The sequence below is a fragment of the Roseobacter cerffii genome (assembly GCF_054226325.1).
Genome location: NZ_CM135757.1, coordinates 4,175,994 through 4,200,984, shown reverse-complemented (window position 1 = coordinate 4,200,984; position 24,991 = coordinate 4,175,994). Strand labels below are relative to the sequence as shown.

The window sequence follows — 24,991 nt, the reverse complement described above, 5'->3', positions numbered from 1 at the left end:
AGCTGGGCCATGGCGAAACGGGCGACAAAAAAGAGCAGGCGCTCCCGCAAGACATCGAAACGTGCCAACCCGCTGCGGCGGGTGGTGCGGTTTGTTCTGCGCGGGATGCTTGTGGTGGTGGGCGTCGTGCTGGCGCTGATTGCGCTGGGCGTCGTCGTGAACCCGCCGACGACGCCTTACATGCTCGCGGAATCGCGGCGCTTGGGGGGCGTCGAGCAGGTCTGGGTGCCGCTGGAGGATATCGCGCCGGTGATGGCACGGTCAGCCGTGGCCGCGGAGGATGCGAATTTCTGTTTGCACTGGGGGTTTGACCTCGCCGCGATCAAGGATGCGATTGCCGATGGCGGTAACCGCGGCGCCTCGACTCTGAGCCAGCAAACGGTGAAGAACGTCTATCTCTGGCACGGGCGGAACTACACGCGGAAGGCGCTGGAGGCGGTGTTGACCCCGGTGCTGGAGGCGATCTGGACAAAAGAACGGATTGTCGAGGTTTATCTAAACGTGGCGGAATTCGACGAGGGGGTCTTTGGCGTGGCGGCGGCGGCGCGGCATTACTTTGGTGTGTCAGCTGGCGATTTGTCGGCGGAGCAGGCAGCGCGGCTTGCCGCGATCCTGCCGAACCCCAAGGGCCGCTCGGCCAGCCGACCCTCTGATTTCGTGGTGAAACGGGCGCGTGCGATCCGGTCGGGGGCAGCAACAATCAGCAAAGATGGCCGCGCGGCCTGTTTCGAGAGTTGAAACCGAAGGCGGCTCGGGGCATTGAGGACAGAGCATTTTTGACCGGAAGACCCCATGGCCCGCCTGTTTCATGTCCCCCTCTCTCCTTTTTGCCGGAAAGTGCGCCTGAGCCTTGCGGAAAAGAAGATCGAGGTGGAACTGGTCGAGGAGAAGTACTGGGAGCAGGATCCCGACTTCATGCGCCGCAACCCGGCGGGGCAGGTGCCGGTGCTGCGGCTCGACGGGGTGATGATGGCGGAAAGCAGTGCGATCTGTGAGTATATCGAAGAAACCCGGCCCGATCCCGCCTTGATGCCCAAGGATGCCGTGGCGCGGCAGGAGGTGCGGCGGCTGGTGGGCTGGTTCGATGACAAATTTCACCACGAGGTCACCTCGAAGCTGCTCTATGAGCGGGTCAACAAGAAGGTGATGAAGCAGGGGTATCCGGACAGCACGAACGTGAAGGCGGGGGCGAAGGCGATCAAATATCACCTCGACTACATGACGTGGCTGCTCGATCACCGGCGCTGGCTGGCGGGGGATGTGATGACGCTGGCGGATTTTGCCGCCGCCGCGCATCTGAGTGCGCTCGATTACATCTCGGACGTGGACTGGAACCGGTCGGAGGTGGTGAAGGACTGGTATGCGAAGATCAAGTCGCGGCCCGCGTTTCGGTCGATTCTTGCGGATCAGGTGCCCGGGTTCCCGCCGCCGCGCCACTATAACGACCTCGATTTTTGACGCAGGCGTCGGGCCGCGAGTATTTTGAGAAGGGTAAAGCATGACCCCTCCGCTGAAGGATCGGCTGGTGGCGCAGGCTCTTACCGAGGGGTTCGTGAGCGCGCGGGTCTGCAGGCCGGATGCGGTGCCGGAGGCGGCGGCGCGGCTGCGGGCCTTTGTGGACGCGGGCTATCACGGGCAGATGGGCTGGATGACGGAGCGAATGGACTGGCGGGGGAACCCTGCCGCGCTCTGGCCGGAGGCGCGATCGGTGATCATGCTGGCGGAGAGCTATACGCCGGATCACGATCCCATGGCGGTTCTGGAGAAACGCGCGCGGGGGGCGATCTCGGTCTATGCGCAGGGGCGCGACTATCATGATGTCGTCAAGAAGCGGCTGAAACGGGTCGCGCGCTGGCTGCTGGCCGAGGCGGGGGAGCCCGCCGAGGTGAAGGTGTTTGTCGACACGGCGCCGGTGCCTGAGAAGGCGCTGGCCGCGGCGGCCGGGCTGGGGTGGCAGGGCAAGCATACCAATCTGCTCAGCCGGGACTGGGGCAATTGGGCGTTTCTGGGTGCGATTTTCACGACCCTCGAGCTGCCGGTGGACGCGCCGGAAGTGGATCATTGCGGGTCTTGCCGGGCTTGCCTGGATGTGTGCCCGACGGATGCCTTCCCAGCGCCCTATCGGCTCGATGCGCGGAAGTGCATCTCGTATCTGACGATCGAGCATAAGGGGCCGATTCCAGAAAACATACGTAGACGTATGGGAAACCATATTTACGGATGTGATGACTGCCTTGCGGTCTGTCCGTGGAACAAGTTTGCGGTCACTGCGCGGGACATGCGGCTGACTGCGCGGCCAGAGCTGGTGGAGCCGGCGCTTGCGGATCTGGCCCAGCTCGATGATGCGGCGTTTCGGGCTCTCTTTTCGGGCTCGGCCATCAAGCGGATCGGGCGGGACCGTTTCATCCGCAATGTGCTCTATGCCATTGGGAATTCCGGCGCGCCGGAGTTGCGCCCAGCGGCGGCTGCGCTGGTGGACGACCCTGATCCTGTGGTCGCAGAGGCCGCAGCCTGGGCGCTGTCGGAACTCGATCAGGCGGAGGCGCGGCGGTGACGCTGGCCCTCGGCGTGGACACGGGCGGGACCTACACCGACGCGGTGCTGATCCGCGACGAGACCGTGGTCATCGCGTCGGCAAAGGCGCTCACCACGCGCGAAGACCTGGCGGTGGGGGTCGAGGCGGCGATCCGTGCGGTGCTCGACGCGTCGGGCGTGGCGCCAGCGGACATCGGGTTGGCGGCGCTCTCGACCACGCTGGCGACGAATGCTCTGGTCGAAGGGCAAGGGGGGCGGGTCGGTCTGATCTATATCGGATTTCGCGGGCAGGACCTGCAGGGCCATGGCCTGGCCGAGGCGCTGGGCGGCGATCCGAGCCTGATCTGCGCGGGCGGTCATGACCATGCGGGCGGCGAAGCGACGCCCTTGGATGAGGCCGCGATCACTGCTTTTCTGAACGAAAACCGCGATGGTGTGAGCGGATTTGCGGTCGCGGCGCAATTCGCAACGCGCAACCCGGCGCATGAACTGCGCGCGGCGGAGCTGGTTGCCGAGATCACCGGGCGCCCGGTCTCGGCCTCGCATCAGCTGTCGGCCCGGCTCAATGGGCCAAAGCGGGCGGTGACGGCGATGTTGAACGCGCGGCTGATCGGGATGATCGAGCGGTTGATCGAACGAGCGGGTGCGGTACTGGCGCGGATCGGGGTGGCGGCGCCCTTAATGGTGGTGCGCGGCGATGGTGCGTTGATGTCGGCGGCGCAGGCGCGGGCGCGGCCCATCGAGACCATCCTCAGCGGCCCGGCGGCGTCGATCGTGGGCGCCCGCTGGCTGACTGGCGCTGATGATGCCCTGGTGAGCGACATAGGCGGCACCACGACGGACATCGCGCTGCTGCGCGGCGGCGTGCCCGCGATTGACCCGGCGGGGGCGCGGGTCGGGCCGCATCGCACGATGGTCGAAGCAGTGGCGATGCGGACCACCGGGCTCGGTGGGGACAGCGAGGTGCAGGTCGTGGCCGAAGGGTTGCAGGGCGGTGTGACGCTGGGGCCGCGCCGGCTTCTGCCGGTGTCATTGCTGGCTGTCGAGGCGCCGGAGGTTGTGCGGGACACGCTGGAGGCGCAGCTGCGTAACAGCGCACCCGGAGACCATGACGCGCGGTTCGTGCGGGCGGTGCCGGGGCAGAGCCGCGACGGCCTCGGCGCGCGCGAACAAAACATACTTGAGCGTATGGAAGAGGGTGTCTGCGCCTTGGGAGATGTGCTGCGGGCGCGGATTGATCAGGGGGCGCTGGCGCGACTGGTTGGCCGGGGGCTGGTGCAGATGGCAGGCGTGACGCCGTCGGATGCGAGCCATGTGCTGGGCCGGGTGGCGGCCTGGGATGGTGCGGCGGCGGAATTGGCGCTGCGGCTGATGGCGCGCAAGCGTGTGGGGTCGGGCGCTGTTTTGGCGCCGAATGCGCAGACCCTGGCGCAGATGATCGTCGATCAGTTGACCGAGCAGACATCCGTTGCGTTGTTGGAGGCGGCATTTGCCGAAGAGGCGCAGGATTTTGGCGAGACGCCTCAGGCCCTGGCCAGGCACGGGCTCTTGCGCGCAGGGCTTGCAGAGCATCGCGGGCTGGTCCGGCTGAGCGCAGGGTTGAACCTCCCCGTTGTGGGGCTGGGCGCGTCGGCGGCGAGCTACTACCCGGCGGTGGGCGCGGTGGTCGGGACCGAGATGATCTTGCCCAAGCATGGCGGCGTGGCCAATGCCATCGGGGCGGTTGTCGGGCGCGTGACGATGCGGCGCAGCGGCATCGTGACCTCGGCGGGGGAGGGCCGCTTTCGGGTGCATCTGGAGGCGGGATCCACGGATCTGGCGGATCAGGAGGCGGCGCTGCATTTGCTGGAAACCGCGTTGCGGGACCAGGCGCGCGCCGAGGCGCTTGCGGCGGGTGCAGCCGACGTGCAGGTGAGCGCCCGTCGCGATATCCGATGCGCCACAATCGAGGCGCGCGAGGTCTTTGTCGAAGCGGTAGTGACCGTCGAGGCGAGCGGACGGCCCCGCGTCGCCACGGGTTAGGCCGTCAGGAGGCCAACCGCTGCGGCGGCGCCTCGCGGGGTGCGGTGTCGGCGCCGATCTGGAAAGACGCGGCGATCCGGCTGAGCTTCTGCACCTCGTTGACGAGGACCTGGGTGGCCGCGTTGGTTTCTTCGAACATGGCGGCGTTTTTCTGGGTGACATCGTCGAGGCTGCTGACCGAGCTGGTGATCTCATCGAGGCCGCCTGACTGCTCGGCGGCGGCGGCCGCGATGTCCGACACCATCTTGGCCAGATCGCCGACGAACCCGTCGATCTCGGCCAGTGACTCGCCGGTCTTCGAGACCAGATCGACGCCCTGATGCACCTGGCTGGCCGAGGTGGTGATGAGGTTCGCGATCTGCGTCGCGGCCTCGGAGGAGCGTTGCGCCAGCGCGCGCACTTCGGAGGCCACCACGGCGAAGCCGCGACCGGCCTCGCCTGCGCGTGCGGCTTCGACGCCGGCGTTCAGGGCCAGAAGATTGGTCTGGAAGGCGATGTCGTCGATCATCGAGGTGATCTTGGAAATCTCGTCGGAGCTGGACGCGATCGCATCCATTGCGGCGCGCGCATTCTCCATGACTTCGGAGCTCGCGGTCGCGCGGGATTTGGTTTTCTCCACCACGTCGCGGGTGTCGCGGGCGATTTCGGCGGTCGACTTCACCGAGGCCGACATCTCGGCGATGGCGGCAGCGGTCTCTTCCAGCGAGGCGGCCTGGCTTTCGGTGCGGCGGCTCAGATCGTCGGAGGCGGAGGAGATTTCATCGGTGCCGCTGCCAATCTCGCGGCTGGCATCGACAACGCCGCCGAGACTGCTGCGCAGCTTGGTGATCGCGGTGTTGAAATCCTGTTTGAGCGGGTCGAAATCGCGCCCGAAGTCGCCCAGGATTTCATGCCGCAAGTCGCCTTCCGCCAAATGAGCCAACGCCTTGCGCAGGGATTTTATCGCCTCGACCCGGGCGGTGATGTCGGTGGCGTATTTTACCACTTTGACCGTCTCGCCATTCGGGCCGATCACGGGCGTATAGCTGGCCGCGATCCAGACGTCGGAGCCGTCCTTTGCGCGGCGCCGGTATTCGCCGGTGTGAAACTTGCCTTCCTGCAGAATGCGCCAATGCGCCTCGTACTCCGGCGTGTCCACCTCGCCCTCGGGCATGAACATGCTGTGATGCTTGCCCACGATTTCGTCGAGCGTGTAGCCCATGGCGCCGAGGAACAGATCGTTGGCGTGGCGGATCGTGCCGTCGGGAGAGAACTCGATCACCGCCTGGATCTTGGTGATCGTGTTGGTCATGTCATTGGCTTCCATGATCGCGGTCACATCGCTCTTGACCGAGATCATTCGCACGACGTTGCCGTCGACGTCACGCTCGGGGCAGTAGATCGACTGGACCCAGAGGCCCGTCCCATCCTTGCGGAACCGTTTGAAGTTGCCCGCCGGGACGACACCGGATTTCACCTCCTCGAGGAATTTCTCATAGCGGTCGGTGCCCGCGTAATCCGGGTGTACGAGCTTGGCGTAGTTCTGCCCGACCAGTTCCTCGCGCTTGTAGCCGAGCAGATCGAGCGCCATGTCGTTCACCTCGAGGATCGTGCCATCCACATCATAAACAACGCGCCCGTGGGTCGCCGAGATCGCCTCGATCTGGCGCAGAAGGTTCTGCTTGTTGGCGCATTCAAGTTCGACCTCGCTCGTCACATCGTGGCTGACCGTGACGACCTTGATCACCTCTCCCGCGTCATTCTTGATCGGAAGATAGGTGGCGGAAAGCCAGAGCTTCTTGCCCGCCTTGGTGAGGCGGCCTACCACATCCGCGCGCGGTTCGCTGTTCTGCAACCCGCGGGTTGCGGCCTCTTCATCGGTGTCCTGCGGATTGCTCTCGTCGAGCAGGATGCGCCGGGATTGGCCAACTATCTCGCTCTTGTCATAGCCGAACAGCCGGCAGAAATTCTCGTTCACATCGAGGATCGTGCCGTCGGGCGCAAACCACACCAGCATGTAGCTGATATCCATTGCGGCGAGAAAAGCCGAGTGTTCGTCGCTCTGCGAGGGCTCTGGGGTCGTCTTCTGAAAAAAGCGCGCCATGGGATCTCCAAGATGATGGAGCTTCCGTGTTATTGGCCGCCGATTAAGAAACCATTGAAGGACGCGGCCCCGCTTAACCAGTGGCGGGGCCGACGCAGGGGCGCGGTTTATTCTGCCGCTTGCGTCCGCTTGGGCAGCACCCAGTCCGCGCGCGGGAAGTGGCAGGTATAGCCATTGGGGATGCGCTCGAGGTAGTCCTGATGCTCGGGCTCGGCCTCCCAGAAGGCACCCACGGGCTCGACCTCGGTCACCACCTTGCCGGGCCAGAGGCCGGAGGCTTCCACATCGGCGATGGTGTCGAGGGCCATCTGTTTCTGGGCGTCATCCACGTAGTAGATCGCCGAGCGATAGCTCATGCCCACATCGTTCCCCTGGCGGTTTGGCGTGGTGGGGTCGTGAATCTGGAAGAAGAATTCGAGCAGGTCGCGGTAGGTGATCTGCGCCGGGTCGAAGATGATCTCGATGCCCTCGGCATGGGTGCCGTGGTTGCGATAGGTCGCCTGCGGCACATCGCCGCCGGTGTAGCCCACGCGGGTCGAGATCACGCCGGGGCGCTTGCGGATCAGATCCTGCATCCCCCAGAAACATCCCCCTGCCAGAACTGCGCGCTGATGGCTCATGCCACGTCCTCCACCTGATCAATGTAGTCACCATAACCTTCAGCGGCCATGTCGTCACGGTGCACGAAGCGCAAGGAGGCGGAGTTGATACAGTAGCGCAGGCCGCCCCGGTCCTGCGGGCCGTCGGGGAAGACATGGCCCAGGTGGCTGTCGCCATGGGTCGAGCGGACCTCGGTGCGGACCATGCCCAGGGTGGTGTCGCTGAGCTCTTTCACATGCGCAGGCTCGATGGGTTTGGTGAAGCTGGGCCAGCCGCAGCCGCTCTCGTATTTGTCGGCGGAGGCAAAGAGCGGCTCGCCCGAGACGATGTCGACGTAGATGCCGGGCTCCTTGTTGTGCAGGAGCTTGCCGGTGCCGGGGCGTTCGGTGCCGTTCTGCTGGGTGACGCGGTACTCTTCGAGCGAGAGCTTCGAGAGCGCCTCTTGGGTCTTTTCATAGGTGTGCATGGGGCCTCCTTTAACGCTTTGATCATAAGATGGGTCAAATCGACGGGAGTTAAAGAGGGCTGGGCGCCTGACATCTGCCGCGGTGGCCCTATATGCGGAGCAAGCAGAGAGGAGCGCGAGATGACACGGGTTGGTGCAGCGATCATAGGGCTTTTGACAGGCGCGGCGGCGCAAGCGGGTGTGTCGGCGCATGAGTTTGCCTCGATTGACGGCGGTACACTGAACACGGGCGATTGGGCCGGGCAGCCGGTGCTGGTGGTGAACACCGCATCGCAATGTGGGTTCACCGGGCAGTATGACGGGCTGCAGGCGCTCTATGACCGGTATCGCGATCAGGGGCTGGTGGTGCTGGCGGTGCCATCCGATGACTTCAACCAGGAGCTGGGCAGCGCGGAAGAGGTGAAGGAGTTCTGCGAGATCAACTTCGGGCTCGATCTGCCGATGGCCGATATTACCCCCGTCAAGGGCGCGACTGCGCATCCCTTCTATCGCGAGGTGGCGGAGGAGACGGGGTTCGTGCCGCGGTGGAATTTCAACAAGGTGCTGATCGGGCCCGAGGGCGATGTGGTGGGCACCTGGGGCAGCAGCACCAGGCCGCAGTCCCCCAAGATCACGGGTGCCATTGAGACCTTGCTGCGGTAGTCCCCTGATCCTGACGGTTGCATGATGCGGTGAAGGCAGCGCCACCGGGCGGCGCAGGGCCAGCCCCGCGCCGCCCGGTGGCGCTGCCCGCCCGTGACAGAGGGCATGGCTCCAACCGCAGCTGTCCGGCTGGCCCATCTGTGCCTACACTCCGCCACGCCAGACCAGCTGGGCACTGCCACCTTCGAGGCCGGGGCTGATGCCATAGGCGGCGCGGTAGCTCTTGGAGAAATGCGAGAGGGATTTGAAGCCGCAGGCGACGCAGACGTCGGTCACGGAAAAGTCGGTTTGCCGCAAGAGATCGCGCGCTTTTTCGAGGCGCAGCCGCAGGTAGTAGCGCTTGGGTGAGACGCCTATGTATTTCGCGAAGAGCCGCTCGAGCTGGCGGGTGGAAATCTCCACGATGCTGGAGATTTCATCCGGTGTCAGCGGGTCTTCGATATTGTTCTCCATGATCTGAAGCGCCATCGCCAGTTTGCCGTTGCGCACCTGCGCGCGGCTTTGCAGCGTCGCGCGCTGGGCGTGATCGGGCAGGCGCGGGTCGGTATAGACCATCTGATCAGCGACCCAGGTGGCCAGTTCGGCCCCGTGATCGGCCTTGATCCGTTCCAGCATCATGTCCATCGAGGCGGCGCCACCAGCAGTGGTAAAGACACGCCCGTCGATGGAGAAGATCGCTGTTTCCATGATCACATCGGGCAGGATTTCGGTGAGCGCTGCGCGATACTCCCAATGGGTTGTGACCCGCTTGCCCGAGAGCAGCCCAGCCAGCGCGAGCACATAGGTGCCCGAGGAGAGCGCGCCGAAGTCCATGCCGCGCCGGACTTCGCGGCGCAGCCAGTTGATCAGCGGTTTTCCGGTGTTCTGGCCCACATCCTCGCCCGCGCAGATCACGATGGTCTCGTGGCGCTCCAACTCGGTGAGGGGGCCGTCGACCTGGGTGATCACGCCATTGTAGGCGGGCACCGGGGCGCCTGTCTCGCTGAGCACGCGCCAGCGGTAGTAGGGCCCGCCGCCCGGGTGCCGGTTGGCGAGGCTCAGCGCTTCGAGCGCGCAGGCAAATCCGAGCTGCGAGAACCCGGGGATCAGCACGAAGGCATAGGGTTGGAGCGCGTCGCGCGATGTCATCAGGTTCGGGTCCGTGAGGCTGGCCGTCGGGCGGGCTGGTGCCGATCCTACTCCGCTGCCTCAGGTGGCGCGCAGTCTGTTTACGCCGCTTTTTGTCGCGAAAGCTGCACGGCGAGGATGCCAAGTGCGATCACCGCGACACCCAGCATATCGAGCAGGCCGAGCTGTTCGCCGAGCAACAGGGCCGCGATGGCCACCCCAAGGAAGGGGTTGAGGAAGTGGAACGTCGCGGCCCGGGTGGCGCCGATGCGGTTGACCAGCCAGAACCAGACGAAAGTGGCGGCGAGCCCCGGCACCAGCGTTGTGTAGGTGAAGGCGGCCAGCAGTGGCCAGCTGGGGTTGAGGCGCGGCGTTTCGAAGAGCACGGTGGCCAGCGCGAGCGTGGCGCAGCCGACGAGCATCTGAAGGCCGACGACCATCAGGAAGTTGCCGCCCGAGGTCGCGCCGCGCACTGCCAGTGTCGCCACGGTCAGCGCCACCACGCCAATGACACAGAGCAGGAGCCCCATCAGGTCGACGCCGCCGGTGATGCGTGTGCCCATGATCAGCCCGACGCCGAAGATGCCCGCGGCAAGCCCAGCGATGCTGAGCGGGGGCAGCTTTTCCTTGAGAAAGAGCCAGCCCGCGAGCGCCACCAGCAGCGGCATCGTGGAGGCAATGATCGCGGCAACCGAGGCCTCGATGGTCTGCATGGCGACGAAGTTGAGACCCAGATAGACCGCGTTCTGCAGGATGCCGAAGACGATGGTGGCGCGCCACTGCGCCCGGGTCAGCTGCCAGGACTGACCGAGAGCCTTGGCGATGGCGACGCCGAGCAGCCCGGAGATCAGGTAGCGCAGCGTAAGCGCCGCAAGCGGCGAGGCATCTGCGACGATGATCCGCGCCGAGGTAAACGCCGAGGACCACATGAGGGCAAAAGCAAGCCCGGCCAGTATCGCGCGAATGTCCATGCGGCCCTCGTTCCGTTCCGAGCGCGACCATTTCGGAAATCCGCAACGAGAGCAAGCGCGCTTGTGGGGCGCCGCGTTCGATGGCATCACACCGGTCATGATGATCGATCCGAATGTCCTGGCGGTGTTTCTGACCGCGTCGGTGGCGCTGGCCATGGCGCCGGGGCCGGACAATATCTTCGTGCTCACGCAATCCGCGCTTTACGGGCGCATGGCGGGGGTGATCGTGACGCTGGGCCTCTGCGTCGGGGTGATGGTGCATACGACGGCCGTGGCTCTGGGTGTTGCGGTGATCTTCCAGACCTCGGCGCTGGCTTTCACGGTGCTGAAGATGCTGGGCGCGGGCTACCTGCTCTATCTGGCCTGGAAGGCGTTTCGCGCGGGCCCGAGTGAGATCGGCGCGGAGGGCGGACGGCTCTCGCCCCGCGCGCTCTTTGTCCGCGGCGTGGTGATGAATGTGACGAACCCGAAGGTCGCGATCTTCTTTCTCGCCTTCCTGCCGCAGTTTGCTGACCCGGCACGCGGGTCGGTCACGGCGCAAATCTTTCTCTTTGGTCTGGCCTTTGTGGTCTCCGCGCTTGCGGTTTTTTGCACGGTGGCCGTTGCGGCGGGCGCGCTGGGGACCTGGCTCAGCCGCACCCCGCGGGCGCAGGTGTTGATCAACCGCCTGGCGGGCCTGGTGTTCGTTGGGCTGGCACTGCGGCTGCTGGTGTCGCAGCGAAGCGGGTGACGTGGGACGTTGGGTCCGGGTGATGGCGATGCTAGGACAAAGCGGTGCCTGTCTGCGGAGCCTCCGCCGCGGCTGGGTGCCTAGCCCGCAGCCCGCGCCTATCTGTCATGCAGTGGGCTGCCCTGTTTGAGCGTGACGCTTCTGTTCGTGATGCCCTGTGGTGTGCCTGGGGACCGGTTGCTCAGTCGAACTCTGCGGCTTGGGGGCCAGTGGTCAGCGTCCCTAGACAGCGGGCGTGCCTCCGGCGAGGCGCAGCAGGACAAGGGCGGCGCCCGCGATATGACAGAGGGTCACAACCACCGAAACCGTATGCAGAAGCTTGAAGCGCTTGGTTTCCTTGGCGTCCGTCGCGTGATTGATCGCTGGCATCAAGATCTGGCGGGCGATCACCGTGGTTGCGGCGATTGCGCCCAGGATGAGGGCGGAAACCGGGTCGAGAAAGGCTGCAATCAAGCCCGCCAGAACGGACGACCCGAAGACAAAGAGGTAGAAATGGGGGAACGCCTTGCGGATCACCGGGCCAGCGGTCTCGGCGGGCAAGGCGGTGAAGACGAAAGCGGCGAAGCCGAAAGAGTAAAGAACCATACCGCCGAACAAAAGCGCGGTGAGCAAAAGAGCGATTTCGACCATAAGCAGGCTCCATGGGTTGGTGAGATTGGCCTTAGTTAGCGGGTCGAGGTGCGGTCTCCACTGAGGAGGACGATGCGCCGCAGGGGGCGCCTTGTCCTCTTGGGCGTGATTGCTCTAAGCTCAATCGTTCTGGTTCGGATGTCCTTTGCGCTGCCCGGGCGGGTTGCGAGGCGTGTCGCGTGCTGGTGTCGTCTGACACTGCGCGCGTTTGAGCGGCTTTGAGGCCGCCTTCCGCTGGTGAAGGAAGGCCCGTCCGAGAACGCCGTGAACCTGCGCCCCACGAAAACTCCACATGAGTCAACGCGCCCCACCCTCTGGACTGTCTTAAAAAGAAGGCATCAGCGCGTGAGTCCAGGGCATGGTGATGTGCCTGGTCTCGCCTGTCTGGCCAATCCAACACAGGAGACCCATGACATGGCCAAGAAAGCAAAAGACATACAGAGCACGGGCGTCGCTCAGGCCAGCGCGCCCCCGGAGCCTTCCGAGGCGGATATCTTCGCGCCGCTCTCGGTTGCGGAACAGGTCGATATCTCATGTTTCGCGCGGGAGGCCTGCAAGAGCCTGCCCGGCGAGGATGAGGTGATCAGAGGTTGCAAAAGCGAGGTCGCCCGCCCGTTGATTGTCGAGGGCACGCGACTTGTCCGCTTCATGGCTGGCGAATTCGAGCAGCCAGAACCTGACGAGCTCCAGGCCGCCTATGTGCGCTTCATCCAAGTGGATGCGATGCTCACGGTTGTCGGCGGTGCCGTTCAGGGCAACTGCATTAACGATGCACAGACCATTAAGAAGAAGTGCCAGGAAGACTGCAAGAAATCGAAAAAGAAGTTCTGCGGTTGTTTCTGGAACTCGTTTCTCGCCAAGACCGACTGTCTGGTCGACATCGGGATCAACGTGGGCGGAGGGTGAGGCAGGTTTGGGCCCGGTCAAAGCGCGCGGTGTGGCCCTCATAGGTCTGCCGGGGCCGAAGCGCCTTGCCGACATCCGGCGGCGGGTCGCACTGCAGCGCTGTCGCTCGGGCCTCGGACTGTTGCCGCACACAGGTTTTGACACTTGGCGATGTCACGGTCATTCGCAAACGCAGGGCAAGATCGAAAGCTGGCACCAGACATTGAAGAACCGCATCCTGATGGCAAACTAATTGCTGCCCCGCGTCCTTGCGGCCCAGGTCCCGCCTTCGTCGATTACTACACCCACCAGCGCTACCACGAGAGCCTCTGCAATCGGAAATAGGCCGCGACCGGCACTTTAGCCAAGAAACTAAGTGAGAAGCGCTCGCTGTAGAACCATCCTCATTGCTCGCGGAATGCCCGCGACATGCTGTCCATGACCGGTTTCGCAAGATATTGCACGAAGGTGCGCTCGGCGGTTTGGATCATGATCTCGGCGGGCATGCCCGGGGTCGGGGCGAAGTCGGCGACGCGGCGCAACTCTTCCGTACTCAGCGTGATCCGAGCGACATAGACCTCCTCGGCGGCGGCGGTGCTCTTGTTTGTCACCGCATCAGCTGAGACATAGTCGACCTTGCCATAGAGAACTGGTGTTGTGCGCTGGTTCAGAGCCACAAGCCGAACCGTTGCGGTTTGACCGGTTGTGACACTGTCGATGTCCGCGCGCGGAATCTGCGTTTCGACGATGAGGGGCTCGTCTTCCGGCAGAATCTCCAGAATGGGCCTGCCGCTCTCAATCACACCGCCGGATGTATGGTAGTAGAGCCTGACGACAACGCCCGTGACCGGGGCCAGAACGTCAGCCCGCTCCCTCACGTTGATGGCTGCACGCGCTTGTTCGCGAATGCTGTCCAGCTCCGCCTGCACCACTTGCAGATTGTCCAAGGCTTCCTGCCGGTAGCGGGCCTCCGTCTGGTTCATTTGTTCCTCGTACTTGAGCTTGATCTGTTCGATCTCGTCGACTTCCGCGATAAGCCGACCAATCTGGCCCTCCGCTTCGATCAGGACGCGTTTGAGCGCTGTCATTTCCGAACGCCTGATCAGACCGTCCTCCAGCAGATCGGTCTTGATCTCCAGCTCATCGGACAAAAGCTCCAGCTGACGCTGATGTGCTTCGAGTTGGACCGCGTAGCCCACACGCCGAATCTCAAGCGCGTCATAGTTTCTCTGCAACAGGGACAGGTCGTCATCCAGCGCAGCCTCGGCCATGTTGAATGCCAGCATCTGGCCATCCATGATAGAAGAAATTTCAAAGTCATTGGTTTTCGATGAAAGGGGCTCGGGGAACACGGGCAGGGACAACCGCTCGTGTTGTGCCAGGAGCCGCGCCTCCGTCGCCTCGAGCCGCATTTGCCGGAGGTAGAGCTCGCGCTCATTGGCGGCCGCGACAGTCTGATCGAGACGGATCAACAACTGTCCTTGCGAGACCCTGTCTCCTTCGCGGACCATGATGTCGCGGATGATGCCGCCTTCCAGGTGTTGCACGATCTTGTTCTGGCCCGTTGCCACGAAGCTGCCCTGGGAGATCACGGCAGCGGCAAGCGGGGCCCGAAAGGCCCAGAGGCTGAAGCCGCCGAAGGTCAACACCATCAGAACAAACCCGAAAATCACCTGTTTATGGACAGAGCGCGGCACTTCGGCGTGCCAGTCACCGTTTGCGGGATAATCGATCAGCTCAGCCATCTTTTGGCACCTGTTTGTTTGGAGTGGTCTTGCGTCCGGCCAGTTGTTCGAGAACTTTCTGCCGCTCGCCGAACATCTGGATCGTCCCGTCCGCCAGCAGCATGATCTTGTCCACACAGCTCAGCAGCGACGGTTTTTGCGTGATCACTACGACGGTGATCTTATTCTTCTGAGCATGTTTGATCGCCCGGGCCAACGCCTTGTCGCCGTTGGTGTCGAGGTTGGAGTTGGGCTCGTCCAGAACCAGAAAGCGCGGATTGCCAAAGAAGGCGCGGGCCAGTGCAATGCGCTGTTTCTGGCCCCCTGACAGGGGTGATCCGTCCGCAGCCACGATGGTTTCATACCCCTGGGGCAGATCGGCAATCATCTCATGCACATCGGCGAGGCTGGCGGCCTCAAAAATCTGCTCATCCGTGGCATCGGCGCGCATCCGCCCGATGTTGTCTTTGATGGTGCCGGGGAAGAGCTGCACATCCTGCGGCAGATATCCGATGTTCTCGCCAAATTGGCGCTGGTCCCAGTTGCGCAAATCCATCAGGTCCAGCCGCACATTGCCGGAGGTTGGCAGGATCGATCCAACCAGCATCTTGCCCAATGTGGTTTTCCCGGCACCTGAGTTGCCGATGACGGCCAGGGTTTCGCCGGGGTTGAGCGAGAAGCTGATGCCGTTCAGGATCACCTGTTTCGTTCCGCCGGGCACATAGAGCAGTCGTTCCACGTCCAGCCGTCCCTCCGGCTTGGGCAGGTTCAGCCGTTCAAACTGGACCTTGGAGGACGTCAGCAGCGTCTTGATCCGGCCATAAGCAGAGCGGGATAGAGAGTACCCGTTCCACCCTTCGATGGACCCTTCAATGGGGGCCAGAGCACGCCCCGCGATGATCGAGGCGGCAATGACCATACCCCCGGTTATCTCGCCTTGGATCGCCAGATATGCCCCCCATCCAAGCATGCCAACTTGCGTCAAGAGGCGAATGGCGCGCGAAATAGCCGAGGTGATGATATTGCGATCCTGCGCGCAGACCTGCTCGGTCAGCGATTTCGCGGTGTCCTTGCCCCAGATCATGACCGCTTCGGGGATCATCGCGAGCGCGTTGATGATCTGCGAATTCCGCGCCATCGACTCCAGATGCATGTTGGCCTTTGACTGCGCGTGTGTGGCCTTGGCGAAAGGTTTGGATGTGATCCGCTGATTGACCACGGCAACAACCAGAAGGAGCAGCGATGTCACCACGACAATCATACCCAGATGTGGGTGCACCAGAAAAATGGCGAAGATGAACATCGGTGCGAAGGGCACGTCCAGGAATGAAATCAGAGTGCTGGAGACCAAAAACCCCCGCAACTGCTGTAAGTCGCCCAAGGTCTGATACTCGCGCCCGCTGCCGTGCAGTGACGCGTGTGAGGCGGCGCTCAGGATTGGGGCGCCAAGCCGGACCGCGACCTCGACCGCCGTGCGCATCAGGATGAACCTGCGCACAGCGTCGAATGTCGCCTGCAGCACGACCGCACCCACGATAATCACCGTCAACATGATCAACGTGTCGACCGAGCGGCTCGTCAAAACGCGGTCGGATATCTGGAAGAGATAGATCGGGATGGCGAGGATCAGCAAGTTGGTCGCGCAGGTCAGCACCAGCACGAACATCAGATTGCGCCGGACAGCGAGGCCACCTTTCCGCAGGCTTTCGCCAAAGTCTTCTGGTCCGACCCGCTTGTGGAACTTGGGAGGTGGCGGGCTGCCGCCGCCACCTCCACTGGTTGGCCGAGCGTCGTCCGAGTGAGGACGCCGTCTGATCGGCCCTTTGTCTCCTTCGATGGTGATGCCCGGCACATCGCGCGCGTCCGAGATCCTGGCCACCGTCGCGTCCTCGTCCCTCTCCGGGTCGTCGGCTGCGCGTCGTTGCTTGGCAGGAGCATCGGGCGCTTTGAAGTTGGGCGCCTGATCGCTTGCGGGTGCCTCTTCAGAAAACCCCGCCGTATCAGCCACGTCAGGTGCGCCAGGCTCTTGTTTTAACGCACCGGACTCCGCCGGTGCGTTGCCCTGAGCTGCAGGTCGCGCGAGGGGTTGAGGTCGCTCGGTGCGGGTCGAATCGACACGCTGATCGACGCCAAGATATAGCGGGCCTGCTGCGCCGACCTGTGCCCGCCTACTTTTGAAACTCTGATCTGAATTGGTTCTAATGGGTTGCCCCAAGAACTTGGGAATATCGTTCACTGTTTAATGCCCCTGAAGCTTCTGGAAGTCAGACGACCAGATCTTGCATGATGTCTGCGGCGGTCGGCACGTTGGCGATCATCGACGCTGTTTGAGACTGAATCTCCTCCGCCAGCGTTTGATCGACAATGTCATCCGCCAGGAAGGCCACCGCTTCTGTTGCAAGATCGGAGATGCTGGCGCCGGGTGGGGCGGCCCCGGTGTCGATCAGATTTGCCTGATGGATCAAAGCGTCGGAGTAAGTCTCTCCTTGCGCCATGACGCTGCTGTCGATGCCATTGTCACGGATCGCTGCAAAATTGGCCGCGATGTTGGACCCCGTCACCAGCTGGATTTCCTGCTGCAGGGCCGCCGCAAACTCATCAACCGCCAGATGCACCTGATCTGCATCCCCCAGAATATTCGTTTGGTCCACTGCGTTGACGCTCTTGAAGTCACCGTCGACGTAGAGAACGCGCAGCAACTCCGTGCCGTTGAAGAGCGGGTCTTCGATCAGCTCCGCATCCAGATCGTCGGAGCCGCTGGAGAACGCCTCGATTGCGTCTTCGAAGTTCTGTTTGATCTCGGCGTCCTTGTCGAAGCCCACCGTCTCGATCGTTGCCTTGTTGTAGAGCAGGTTGTCGCCTGTCGGATGCACCGGTTTTTCTTCGAAGATGGGCTCATCAGTTGGTGCATCCTCATCTTGTTCGTCAGGCCGTGGACCTTCCGCTTCGGCGTCGACCTGATCGACTTTTGGGTCGTCAATGTCGTCATCGTCTTGCAGGGCAGGGTCCGTCGGTGCGTCGTGGCTTGGCTGAAGGCCTGCCGTGTCCGGGGCGCTCTGCGCATCTCCGTGTGTCGCCGCACCATCGGTGCCTGCGTGAAATTGGCCTGCAAGCGGCGACGCGTGACCCTGTGTTTCGGACCGAACGACATCGCTATCCAGCACGACGTTTTGTTGATTGATCAGATTCACATCAATCAGATCGCCCCCGACCAAGATGAGGTCGTAGTTGTAGCCAAGTTGGAAAGTGGAGAGCGTGTTGCTGATCAGGTTTTCGCCCAGGCCGATAAAACTGGACGCGCCCTGAAAGGTGATGGCCGCCTGATCGAAGTCGGTGCTGAAGGTATATTGCTTGACCCAGTTCATCTGGACCACGTCACCCTCAAGGCGTTCGACGACCCAGTGTTGGGGGCTTGCGCCGGCAGGGAGGACATCCTCTGCAGGTGCTTCGGGTGTCTCGGCTGTGACGTCGTCCGTTTCGTCGGCGTCCTCCGCTTCGGCAGCGGCCTTCGCCTCCTGAACGGTCTGTTTGCTCAACGAGGCCGCATTCAAGGCCTGGTTGGGCGCCGCGCCTCCGCCGCCAGAAGCCAGACCGTGAAAGCCGGAATCGTGATCGATCAGAATGTTGACCTGCGAGATCGTATCAAATCTGAGGACGTTGCCGCCTACGGCAAAAACCGAGGCGTCGAGCCAGCTTGAGGTGATCGTGGCCGCGTTGGTAAGCACATTTGCGCCCGCAACGACCTGATGGCCGTCGTCCACCTTGAAGGGGCTGTCAGTGGTGTCCTGAACGTCGCGATCAAAGTCAGACCCTGAAACCTCCCGACTGTCGACCTCATCCGCCTCGCTTTCGGCCTTCGCCAGCGCGTTCGCGTGATAGGCGGGGATGATATCCTCCCATTCGGGAAACTCTTCTGCACCCTCCCCGTTGAGGTGCAAACCTTGCGCGTCGTCGCCCTGAAGGACAGACAACTCGACCCCATTCGCTGGCTGGGTGGCGAGTGTGTCTGCCGCCGCTTGGATGTCGGCCACAAGGTCGAACAGGTTCGCGTCAAGAATGGTGATGTCGATATCCAGCGGGCTCAGATAATCCGCAATCGTCGCTAGATGCTCCACCAGGGGCGTCAGCGGCGTGATGTCCTGAAAGCCGAGACCAGCGATCTCCCCCAAAACATCGTTGTCGAACAGTGTCGCCTTCTGGAAGGTCACTGTAGCGACCGAGCTCGGCAGGGGCAGGAAGAACGTGAACGTGATGTCCGCCACGCCAGGCGCACCTTCACCGGAGATCAGGGCGGGCTGCACATAGGGTAGGGGCGCGCCCGTCTCAATGACATCTACTGGCGGCAGTTGCGGAGGAATGGCAGGGAAGTCCGGCGCCGCTGATCCGCTCAGAATAGGTTTCCATTGCAGATCTGGGCTGAAGTCTTTGAGTTTATGACTGTGCTTGATGGTGGAGTTGAACAGTTCAATCGCCTCGGCCCGGTCGTTGGACGCCTGGATGGCCCGGAATTCGTCGTATTCTGCGCGGAGTCGTGCCTGTTCTTCGATGAGGTGAAATGCGCCGATGAAATGCGCGATCTTCTCTGTAACTGGATCAAGTAACACTCGTGGTCGCCCCTTAAAAACCAAAAGATATTTGGAAAAACTCGGTCTGCGCTAACGTCTGCTGTTCACTCTCCTGCTTTTGCTGATGTTCCCGGGCCGGGAGGACTCCAGGCCCGGGAAATGTTTCGCTTGGTCCGCTTACGACCCGTCGTTGCTGTCGTCGCCGATGTAGTTGGAGCTGAACGACCCGCCCACAACGTTCATATCGACGCTGTTGCCCAGGACATTGGCGCCCATGACGATGGACTGGTTGAAGGCCGCCACATCGACCTGCGCCGCGGCAGAGGCATAGGATTCCCCGGTGACGTAACCGTCATCACCGTTTCCGGAGCCCCAGCTGCCGCCGTTGCCGCCAGCACCGCCAGCGCCGCTCGTCGCCGTGCCGCCCATGCCACCGGTATTGGTGCCACCATCGGCTGCACCGCCGGTGGAGACCCCACCGATGGCCTGACCGGATGCACCGCTGGCCGCTGTGGCCATGCCACCGGCACCACCGTCGCCGGATTCGGCCATCACGTCGCCGCTTGCGCTCGTGTCGCTTGCGGCATCGGCCATGTTGCCACCGTCGCCACCAGCGCCGGTCGAGACGTCGGTGTCGTTGTCGGTCATCGACTCGGCCAACGCCTCGGCGGCGAGATCGGACAGGCCACCATAGCCACCGTCACCATCGGCATAGCCCTCGGCGGCACCTTCGGCATTGGCATCGTTGGTCGACCCGGTCGAGCCGCCGTCGCCGCTGGTGGCATCAGAGTCCGCCATGCCGTCAGCCGAGACCGTGGCATCTACGGAGGCGTCTGAGTCCCCGTCACCGCCAACAGCGCTCGAGGTGCTTTGGCCGTCACCCGATGCGTCATCGTCGCTCGCTGCATCGGCCATTCCACCGTCGCCTGACTCTGAGTCCGTGCCAGCCGTTGTGGCTGCGCTAGCATCATCGTCCGTGGCCGCGTCCGCTGCCGCACCTGCACCGGTTGTCGCGTCATTGGTCGCATCACCCGAAATGTTGTTCTCAAACATTCCGGTCGCCGCAGTGGCCGCGCCGCCAGCTCCGGACTGGTTGTCCGAATCGCCGTTGGCACGGGCGTCCGCGTCGTTGTCGGTGGTTCCGCCTGCACCGGCGCCGCTTTCGGAGTCCGTGCCGCCCGCTGCGTCTGCAGTGGCGTCGTCATCCGTCGCTGCGTCTCCAGCGGCACCGCTGCCGGCGGTCGCGTCGTTGGCCGCGCTTCCGGTGGTGTCGTTGTCGGCCATGCCGGATGTGCCATTAGCGTTGCCGCCATTGCCACCAGTGCCGGTGCCTGTGCCCGTTCCGGTGCCATTGGCATTGCCAGACATGGCATCGCCGTCGCCGCCATCGCCACCACTACCGCCAACCGGCACACCATTGCCGCCGTCACCGCCGGTTCCGGTGGCGTCGGTGGCCGCATCGGTGGTGCCGTCGCCATAGCCTTTGCCCTTGGCGCCGTCGCCAGCATAGGGTTCAGCTTCGGATTCAGCCTCGCCTTTGGCTTTGCTTGCGGCATCCTGGGTGTTGTCGCCACCGTCGCCGCCATCCGCATCCGCATAGCTGCCGGTGCTGGCGTCGCTGGTGTTGTCGACATCGCCGTCGATGTCACCACCATCGCCACCGTCACCGTCGCCAGCCGCCTGGCCGGATGCGGTACCGTTTACCGCGCCGGAGGCATCGCCGGAATATCCGCCGTCGCTGTTGGCATCAGATGTCGCATCGCCTTCGCCATCACCGGCTGCGTCTTGGGTGCTTTCGCCCCCGTCGCCGCCATAGGCATCCGCCGAGCCATCGGTTTTGGCCTTGGTGTAGGCATCGACGTTGCCGTCAATGTCGCCGCCATCTCCGGCGTCCGCCGAACTGTCGCTATCGGTCGAACCCAGACCGAGACCCAAGGAGATGCTGCCGGCATCTCCGCCCTGGCCGCCCGAAGAGTCCGTGTCGTTGTTGGAGCGCCCATCCGAGGCTTGGTCGGCGCCCGAGTCGGCATCGCCCGAGTCTCCGGCGTCATCGTCGGAGCTGGCATTTGCGCTGTTTGTGCCATCGACGTCGTTGGAGGAGTTTGAGTCGCCTCCGTCGCCCGCGTAGCTTTCCGCGTAGGTCTTGGCCTTCGCATCGCTGTCGCCGTCGTTGGTGGAATCGTTGTCACCACCATCGCCGCCGTCGCCATCCGCGGTTGCAGAGTTGTCACCGCCTTTGGCCCTATTGCCTTGCGCATCGGCCGAACTGGCGTCGCCACCATCACCGCCGGTGGCATCGGTCGCTCCGGTGTCGCCGCTGATACCGCCGTCCGCGAGCGAGTGCCCGCCAATGGCATTCCCGCCGTGTGCGTCGCCACCGTCAGCGTAGGCATCGCCACCGCCTGCAGCGCCGTTGCTTTCGACTTCAATGCCTTCATCCGCAGTTGCCGTTCCACCCGTGGCGTTGCCGTTCTGAATGAACTCGCCGGTGTTTTCGACGGTCGCGGATTCGAGGACGTCATTGTCTTCGAGGTTGATGCCCTGACCGGTGACCACAGCTGCATTGTTGCCATCGCCATTGAGCGAGCCATTCAGGAAGTCGCTGATGTCAACATCATCGCCCGGATCATACTCCAGATCACCTTGAGCGAGGAGAATGTCGCCAGTACTGGCGTCGGTCAGGTCAAAGTCCGCAAAGTCGTCATCGGTTGGCTCATAGCCATCAAGGTTCATGCTGACGTCGACATCGACGTCGACATCCGCATTGGAGTCGCTGCTGCTGTCGCTGTCGCTGTCCGAGGACGCGTCAGCCGAGGCGTTGTTGTCCGATGTCTGCGAACTGTCGTTGGTATTCGTGTTGGTGTTCGACCCCGCAGCAGAGCTGTTGCTGTCGCTTGATGCGGTCCCGCTGCCGTTGCCGTTGCCATTACCGGCACCATTGCCAGTGCCATTCCCATTGCCAGACCCTGATCCGTCGCTGGCGCTGGTCGAAGTGCTGTCCGTCGTGTTTTCGTTGATGTTCGTGGTTTCGGTCTCGGACGTTGTGTCGTTCGAATTCTGATTGTCGTTGGAATTCTCGTTGTCCGTCGCGTTCTTGTTGAGGTTCTTGTTCTTGTTGACGTCGTAGTCGTGATCGTAGTGACCGCCTTCTCCGCCGTCACCCAAACCGAGCATATTTTGTCTCTTAGCCATTTTTAAAACTCACATTGCTGAAGACCAACACGCACCGCCACTCATCTGACAAGCGATCACCGTCTTGGCGTTGTTATGGTTGTGAAAAATCGAGGCGAGCTTGACGCAGACGCAGTCAAACCCAGCCATGAGAACAGCTGTGCGATATCTGGGTCTTGAACCACTCCTCAAAGCCTGCCGCGGGCGTTTGCAAATGCGCCACCGCGGTCTGAGGTCCCGAAAATTGCCGGGCACACCATCAAAAAATTTTTGGCGAAATGAGCCGCCGTGCGAGCGCGGAATTCTGCACTCTCAGGGGTACGATGCCTGAGACTCGGGCCAGTGATCAGCCCGGAAAATTGGTCAGGTCCAGGCGGCGGCTAGGGCGGAAGTTGTGGCGCTAAATGCGACATCAACCTCTAGGTGTGCTCGATCACACGCCTCTCGGAAATTTGATGGAGCGGCGAAACAATGCTCGCGCCAAGAACCGACTGTTAACACTTATTAAAATTTTAATTACTAATTTAATTTCGCATATCATGCGAATTTTGAACTAATCTTTCGGCTAGAATTAGATTAACTAGCCATACGATTTATTTACCAACGCCTAAAGATCAGTCACTTTAGGGCTCTACTGCTGCAAAAACAGCCAGAATAAATTTTTCATAATACCAGTTTGAATTTTACATATCGTGGTCAGGAGCTACAGAAATGAAAGGTTTTTCAAAGCACTATTCCGACTTGAAGCTAACAAAGACAGCCGAGACCCAGACCCTTCTCCTCGTGGGGTCACCCCAATATTTCTCTGATAGATTGATTGAGACGTTCAAGACCGAGTTCCCCAACATCACTTTCACCCGGGTGGCGTCGCCCGCCGATCTGGCCGAGGTCAGGGCCGAGGGCGTGCGTGCCCTCGCCGTGGTGGTCGAGGAATCTATGGCCGATCACCTGATCAGCGCGCCACTGGCCTATATCGACGCCGCCAAACCAGCCAAACTGGCCCTCGCCTATTATGACGAGGCGATTGCCCAGAGGCTTGCGTTGGCCAGCGTCACAAACCCCGATCTTGCGCATGTGGGCTTCCTGCCGCTGCATGTGCAAATGGATGTCTGGCTGTCCGTGCTCAACCTGTTGATCCGCGGCAAACTCTACTTCCCGCAGGAATTCGTTGCCCGCCTGTCTACACAACACGGCGAGGATGCGGTGCTCGAAGCGCCACCTGCCGAATTGACCGACAGGGAATGGCAGGTTCTCGGCCTTGTCGCGGAAGGGTTGCAGAACAAGAACATCGCATCGACCCTGAACCTGTCGGAACATACGATCAAGCTTCACATCCACAACACGCTCAAGAAGCTCGGCATGACCAACCGCACCTGTGCCGCGGCTTGGTACACCAACTTCAAGCGCGACAAGCCAGGCCGCGCTTCGAGGTGCTGAGCGTGCTATGACCAGATTGCCAGCAGCTGCAGAAAACTTTGATGCGTTGTTGTTACAGGTCGGGCGGCTCAACTACACGTGGAGCAACACCGAAAGCTTGCTGATCCACTTCATTGCTGGGTTGGCAGGCACCGACAAGGACACCGCCGTCATCATATTCTTGACGCTCAATACGACCCGGGCCCGGGTCGATCTGGTGGAGCGTTTGGCCAAGGCCGGAAAGACGCCGAAGGCAGAGAAAGCACGCATCCTTGACCTGACGAAGCGCTTTATGAAGTACTCCGCCCTTCGGAACCGATACAGCCACAGCATCTACTCTTTTGATCCGCAAAGCGGTGATGCCAGCACCATTCTGATGCGCATTGCAGACCGGAAGACAGACATCAAGCTGGGCCGAACAAGCGCGGTCGATCAAAATGCGATTGAGGAAATCGAAGCCGCGATTTCCACCGTTGCGCGGATTAACAAGGAATGTTGGGCTATGATAAAAGAGCTTGGATACCCGAAGTAGCGAGGTCGATCTTGGTCAACTGCACTCGTATCTAGTGATCGCCGGGACCTGCTCAGTGAAGCTACTTCCGGCAAAAGTGCCAATCCACAGCTGGAAGCGACAGGGCGGCTTCTGAAGCCGCGCTGTCGAGACCTAAAACACAGCGATGAGGTTGCCGCACATGCGAGAAATTGCCGCGTCAGCAACAGCTGCAAAAGCACGAGGTGATTTTATCCATAGCCCGAAAGTTCGGTCAGGCCTTGATCTCGCATTTAGCGGGCCGCATCGCAGCAACGGTCGCGCCGGTTGAATTGCATCAGACGGTAGAGAGTTTTTTAGACGCAACAATGCGTATTGTCAGTCGCTGCGTCGCTAGGATCGGGCGTCATAAGCTCAATCCTACCGAGCTTCCGCGTTTATGAATTGTCTCAAAAAAGTTGGTTTGATTCCTAGTAAACATGCAGCAGCGCAAGACAGTGCGATAACTGCTATACTGCCAGGGAGGAGGACCCGATGCTCAAGATTGATGCCGCCGCCACATGCCAAACCGTCATCACTACGTTCGAATGCTCGCCAGGCACCTGCGCCGATCTATTGGACAAGTTGCAGGGCGCCTATCGCGATTTCATCTCAAGACAGCCTGGCTTCATTGCTGCGGGTCTGCACGTTAACGACGCACAGACGCGAATAGCCAACTATTCGCAGTGGGAAAAGCGCGAGGACTTTCAGGCGATGTTGCGTAGCGAAGAAATGCGGGCGCGGAACCGCGAGATTGCACGGCTTGCGACGCGCTTCGAGCCAGTGATGTATGAGGTGGCGGGCATTTTCTGAGAGCAGGCCGGTGCTCCAAGAACAAGTGACCGCTTCCAATCTTACGATCGCAGTGCCAACGAGGTCCGTTAGGCAAACCCGGTGATCAGTGCGACTGGAAGT

Annotated in this window: 20 protein-coding genes and 1 pseudogene; 11 read left to right on the top strand and 10 right to left on the bottom strand. The window is 62.1% G+C overall.

The window, feature by feature from the left end; genetic code table 11:
• The first annotated feature begins 9 nt into the window (after window positions 1–9).
• Genes mtgA through ACVC7O_RS20440 form a run of 4 tightly spaced genes read left to right on the top strand, consistent with a single transcriptional unit; the run spans window position 10 to window position 4,557 of the window.
• Complete coding sequence (gene mtgA / locus ACVC7O_RS20455; protein WP_458323948.1) at window positions 10–738, top strand: monofunctional biosynthetic peptidoglycan transglycosylase; 729 nt, start codon at window positions 10–12, stop codon at window positions 736–738.
• A gap of 54 nt (window positions 739–792) precedes the next feature.
• Window positions 793–1,458 carry an FtsZ-binding protein FzlA gene (gene fzlA, locus ACVC7O_RS20450; RefSeq protein WP_458323947.1) on the top strand — a complete coding sequence of 222 codons (666 nt, stop codon included), beginning with the start codon at window positions 793–795 and terminating at the stop codon, window positions 1,456–1,458.
• A 40-nt stretch (window positions 1,459–1,498) separates the two neighbouring features.
• Window positions 1,499–2,554 carry a tRNA epoxyqueuosine(34) reductase QueG gene (gene queG, locus ACVC7O_RS20445; protein WP_458323946.1) on the top strand — a complete coding sequence of 352 codons (1,056 nt, stop codon included), beginning with the start codon at window positions 1,499–1,501 and terminating at the stop codon, window positions 2,552–2,554.
• Entirely contained in the window at window positions 2,551–4,557 is a 2,007-nt protein-coding gene (locus tag ACVC7O_RS20440) for a hydantoinase/oxoprolinase N-terminal domain-containing protein (protein ID WP_458323945.1), read from the top strand. Before queG ends, ACVC7O_RS20440 begins: the two co-directional genes overlap by 4 nt.
• A 4-nt stretch (window positions 4,558–4,561) precedes the next feature.
• Here ACVC7O_RS20440 and ACVC7O_RS20435 read toward each other — a convergent pair whose 3' ends face one another.
• The 3 genes from ACVC7O_RS20435 to msrB form a co-directional block, all read right to left on the bottom strand.
• Window positions 4,562–6,640 carry a methyl-accepting chemotaxis protein gene (locus tag ACVC7O_RS20435; RefSeq protein ID WP_458323944.1) on the bottom strand — a complete coding sequence of 693 codons (2,079 nt, stop codon included), beginning with the start codon at window positions 6,638–6,640 and terminating at the stop codon, window positions 4,562–4,564.
• Window positions 6,641–6,747: 107 nt separating this feature from the next.
• Entirely contained in the window at window positions 6,748–7,260 is a 513-nt protein-coding gene (gene msrA, locus ACVC7O_RS20430; RefSeq protein WP_458323943.1) for a peptide-methionine (S)-S-oxide reductase MsrA, read from the bottom strand.
• Window positions 7,257–7,706 carry a peptide-methionine (R)-S-oxide reductase MsrB gene (gene msrB, locus ACVC7O_RS20425; protein WP_458323942.1) on the bottom strand — a complete coding sequence of 150 codons (450 nt, stop codon included), beginning with the start codon at window positions 7,704–7,706 and terminating at the stop codon, window positions 7,257–7,259. The genes msrA and msrB overlap by 4 nt, the downstream gene beginning before the upstream one ends.
• Before the next feature lie 120 nt (window positions 7,707–7,826).
• Here msrB and ACVC7O_RS20420 point away from each other — a divergent pair, with 120 nt between their 5' ends.
• Window positions 7,827–8,348: a glutathione peroxidase gene (locus ACVC7O_RS20420; RefSeq protein ID WP_458323941.1), complete on the top strand. Its 522-nt coding sequence runs from the start codon at window positions 7,827–7,829 to the stop codon at window positions 8,346–8,348.
• Between the two features lie 144 nt (window positions 8,349–8,492).
• Here ACVC7O_RS20420 and ACVC7O_RS20415 read toward each other — a convergent pair whose 3' ends face one another.
• Both ACVC7O_RS20415 and ACVC7O_RS20410 read right to left on the bottom strand, forming a co-directional pair.
• Window positions 8,493–9,476: a GlxA family transcriptional regulator gene (locus ACVC7O_RS20415; protein ID WP_458323940.1), complete on the bottom strand. Its 984-nt coding sequence runs from the start codon at window positions 9,474–9,476 to the stop codon at window positions 8,493–8,495.
• Between the two features lie 80 nt (window positions 9,477–9,556).
• On the bottom strand, window positions 9,557–10,426 hold the full coding sequence (locus tag ACVC7O_RS20410; protein WP_458323939.1) for a DMT family transporter: 870 nt from the start codon (window positions 10,424–10,426) through the stop codon (window positions 9,557–9,559).
• A 61-nt stretch (window positions 10,427–10,487) separates the two neighbouring features.
• Here ACVC7O_RS20410 and ACVC7O_RS20405 point away from each other — a divergent pair, with 61 nt between their 5' ends.
• On the top strand, window positions 10,488–11,156 hold the full coding sequence (locus tag ACVC7O_RS20405; RefSeq protein WP_458323938.1) for a LysE family translocator: 669 nt from the start codon (window positions 10,488–10,490) through the stop codon (window positions 11,154–11,156).
• Window positions 11,157–11,378: 222 nt separating this feature from the next.
• Here the strand turns inward: ACVC7O_RS20405 and ACVC7O_RS20400 are convergent, their stop codons facing one another.
• Window positions 11,379–11,786 carry a DUF4149 domain-containing protein gene (locus ACVC7O_RS20400; protein ID WP_458323937.1) on the bottom strand — a complete coding sequence of 136 codons (408 nt, stop codon included), beginning with the start codon at window positions 11,784–11,786 and terminating at the stop codon, window positions 11,379–11,381.
• A gap of 414 nt (window positions 11,787–12,200) precedes the next feature.
• Between ACVC7O_RS20400 and ACVC7O_RS20395 the strand changes: the two genes are divergently transcribed.
• The gene (locus ACVC7O_RS20395; RefSeq protein WP_458323936.1) at window positions 12,201–12,692 is read left to right on the top strand and encodes a hypothetical protein; all 492 of its coding nucleotides are present in this window, start codon (window positions 12,201–12,203) and stop codon (window positions 12,690–12,692) included.
• Window positions 12,693–12,852: 160 nt separating this feature from the next.
• Window positions 12,853–13,007: pseudogene (locus ACVC7O_RS20390) on the top strand (integrase core domain-containing protein); the annotation flags it as partial.
• Between the two features lie 68 nt (window positions 13,008–13,075).
• Here the strand turns inward: ACVC7O_RS20390 and ACVC7O_RS20385 are convergent.
• The 4 genes from ACVC7O_RS20385 to ACVC7O_RS20370 form a co-directional block, all read right to left on the bottom strand.
• Window positions 13,076–14,416, bottom strand: coding sequence for an HlyD family type I secretion periplasmic adaptor subunit (locus tag ACVC7O_RS20385; protein WP_458323935.1), 1,341 nt, complete (start codon window positions 14,414–14,416; stop codon window positions 13,076–13,078).
• Window positions 14,409–16,274, bottom strand: coding sequence for a type I secretion system permease/ATPase (locus ACVC7O_RS20380; protein WP_458326126.1), 1,866 nt, complete (start codon window positions 16,272–16,274; stop codon window positions 14,409–14,411). Before ACVC7O_RS20380 ends, ACVC7O_RS20385 begins: the two co-directional genes overlap by 8 nt.
• A gap of 385 nt (window positions 16,275–16,659) precedes the next feature.
• Window positions 16,660–18,999, bottom strand: coding sequence for a hypothetical protein (locus tag ACVC7O_RS20375; RefSeq protein WP_458323934.1), 2,340 nt, complete (start codon window positions 18,997–18,999; stop codon window positions 16,660–16,662).
• A gap of 138 nt (window positions 19,000–19,137) precedes the next feature.
• Window positions 19,138–22,152, bottom strand: coding sequence for a beta strand repeat-containing protein (locus ACVC7O_RS20370; protein ID WP_458323933.1), 3,015 nt, complete (start codon window positions 22,150–22,152; stop codon window positions 19,138–19,140).
• A 690-nt stretch (window positions 22,153–22,842) separates the two neighbouring features.
• Here ACVC7O_RS20370 and ACVC7O_RS20365 point away from each other — a divergent pair.
• The 3 genes from ACVC7O_RS20365 to ACVC7O_RS20355 all read left to right on the top strand — a co-directional run bounded on the left by ACVC7O_RS20365 (window position 22,843) and on the right by ACVC7O_RS20355 (window position 24,889).
• Window positions 22,843–23,568: a helix-turn-helix transcriptional regulator gene (locus ACVC7O_RS20365; protein ID WP_458323932.1), complete on the top strand. Its 726-nt coding sequence runs from the start codon at window positions 22,843–22,845 to the stop codon at window positions 23,566–23,568.
• A gap of 7 nt (window positions 23,569–23,575) precedes the next feature.
• Window positions 23,576–24,079: a hypothetical protein gene (locus ACVC7O_RS20360; protein ID WP_458323931.1), complete on the top strand. Its 504-nt coding sequence runs from the start codon at window positions 23,576–23,578 to the stop codon at window positions 24,077–24,079.
• Between the two features lie 492 nt (window positions 24,080–24,571).
• Entirely contained in the window at window positions 24,572–24,889 is a 318-nt protein-coding gene (locus ACVC7O_RS20355) for an antibiotic biosynthesis monooxygenase family protein (protein ID WP_458323930.1), read from the top strand.
• Window positions 24,890–24,991 lie beyond the last annotated feature (102 nt).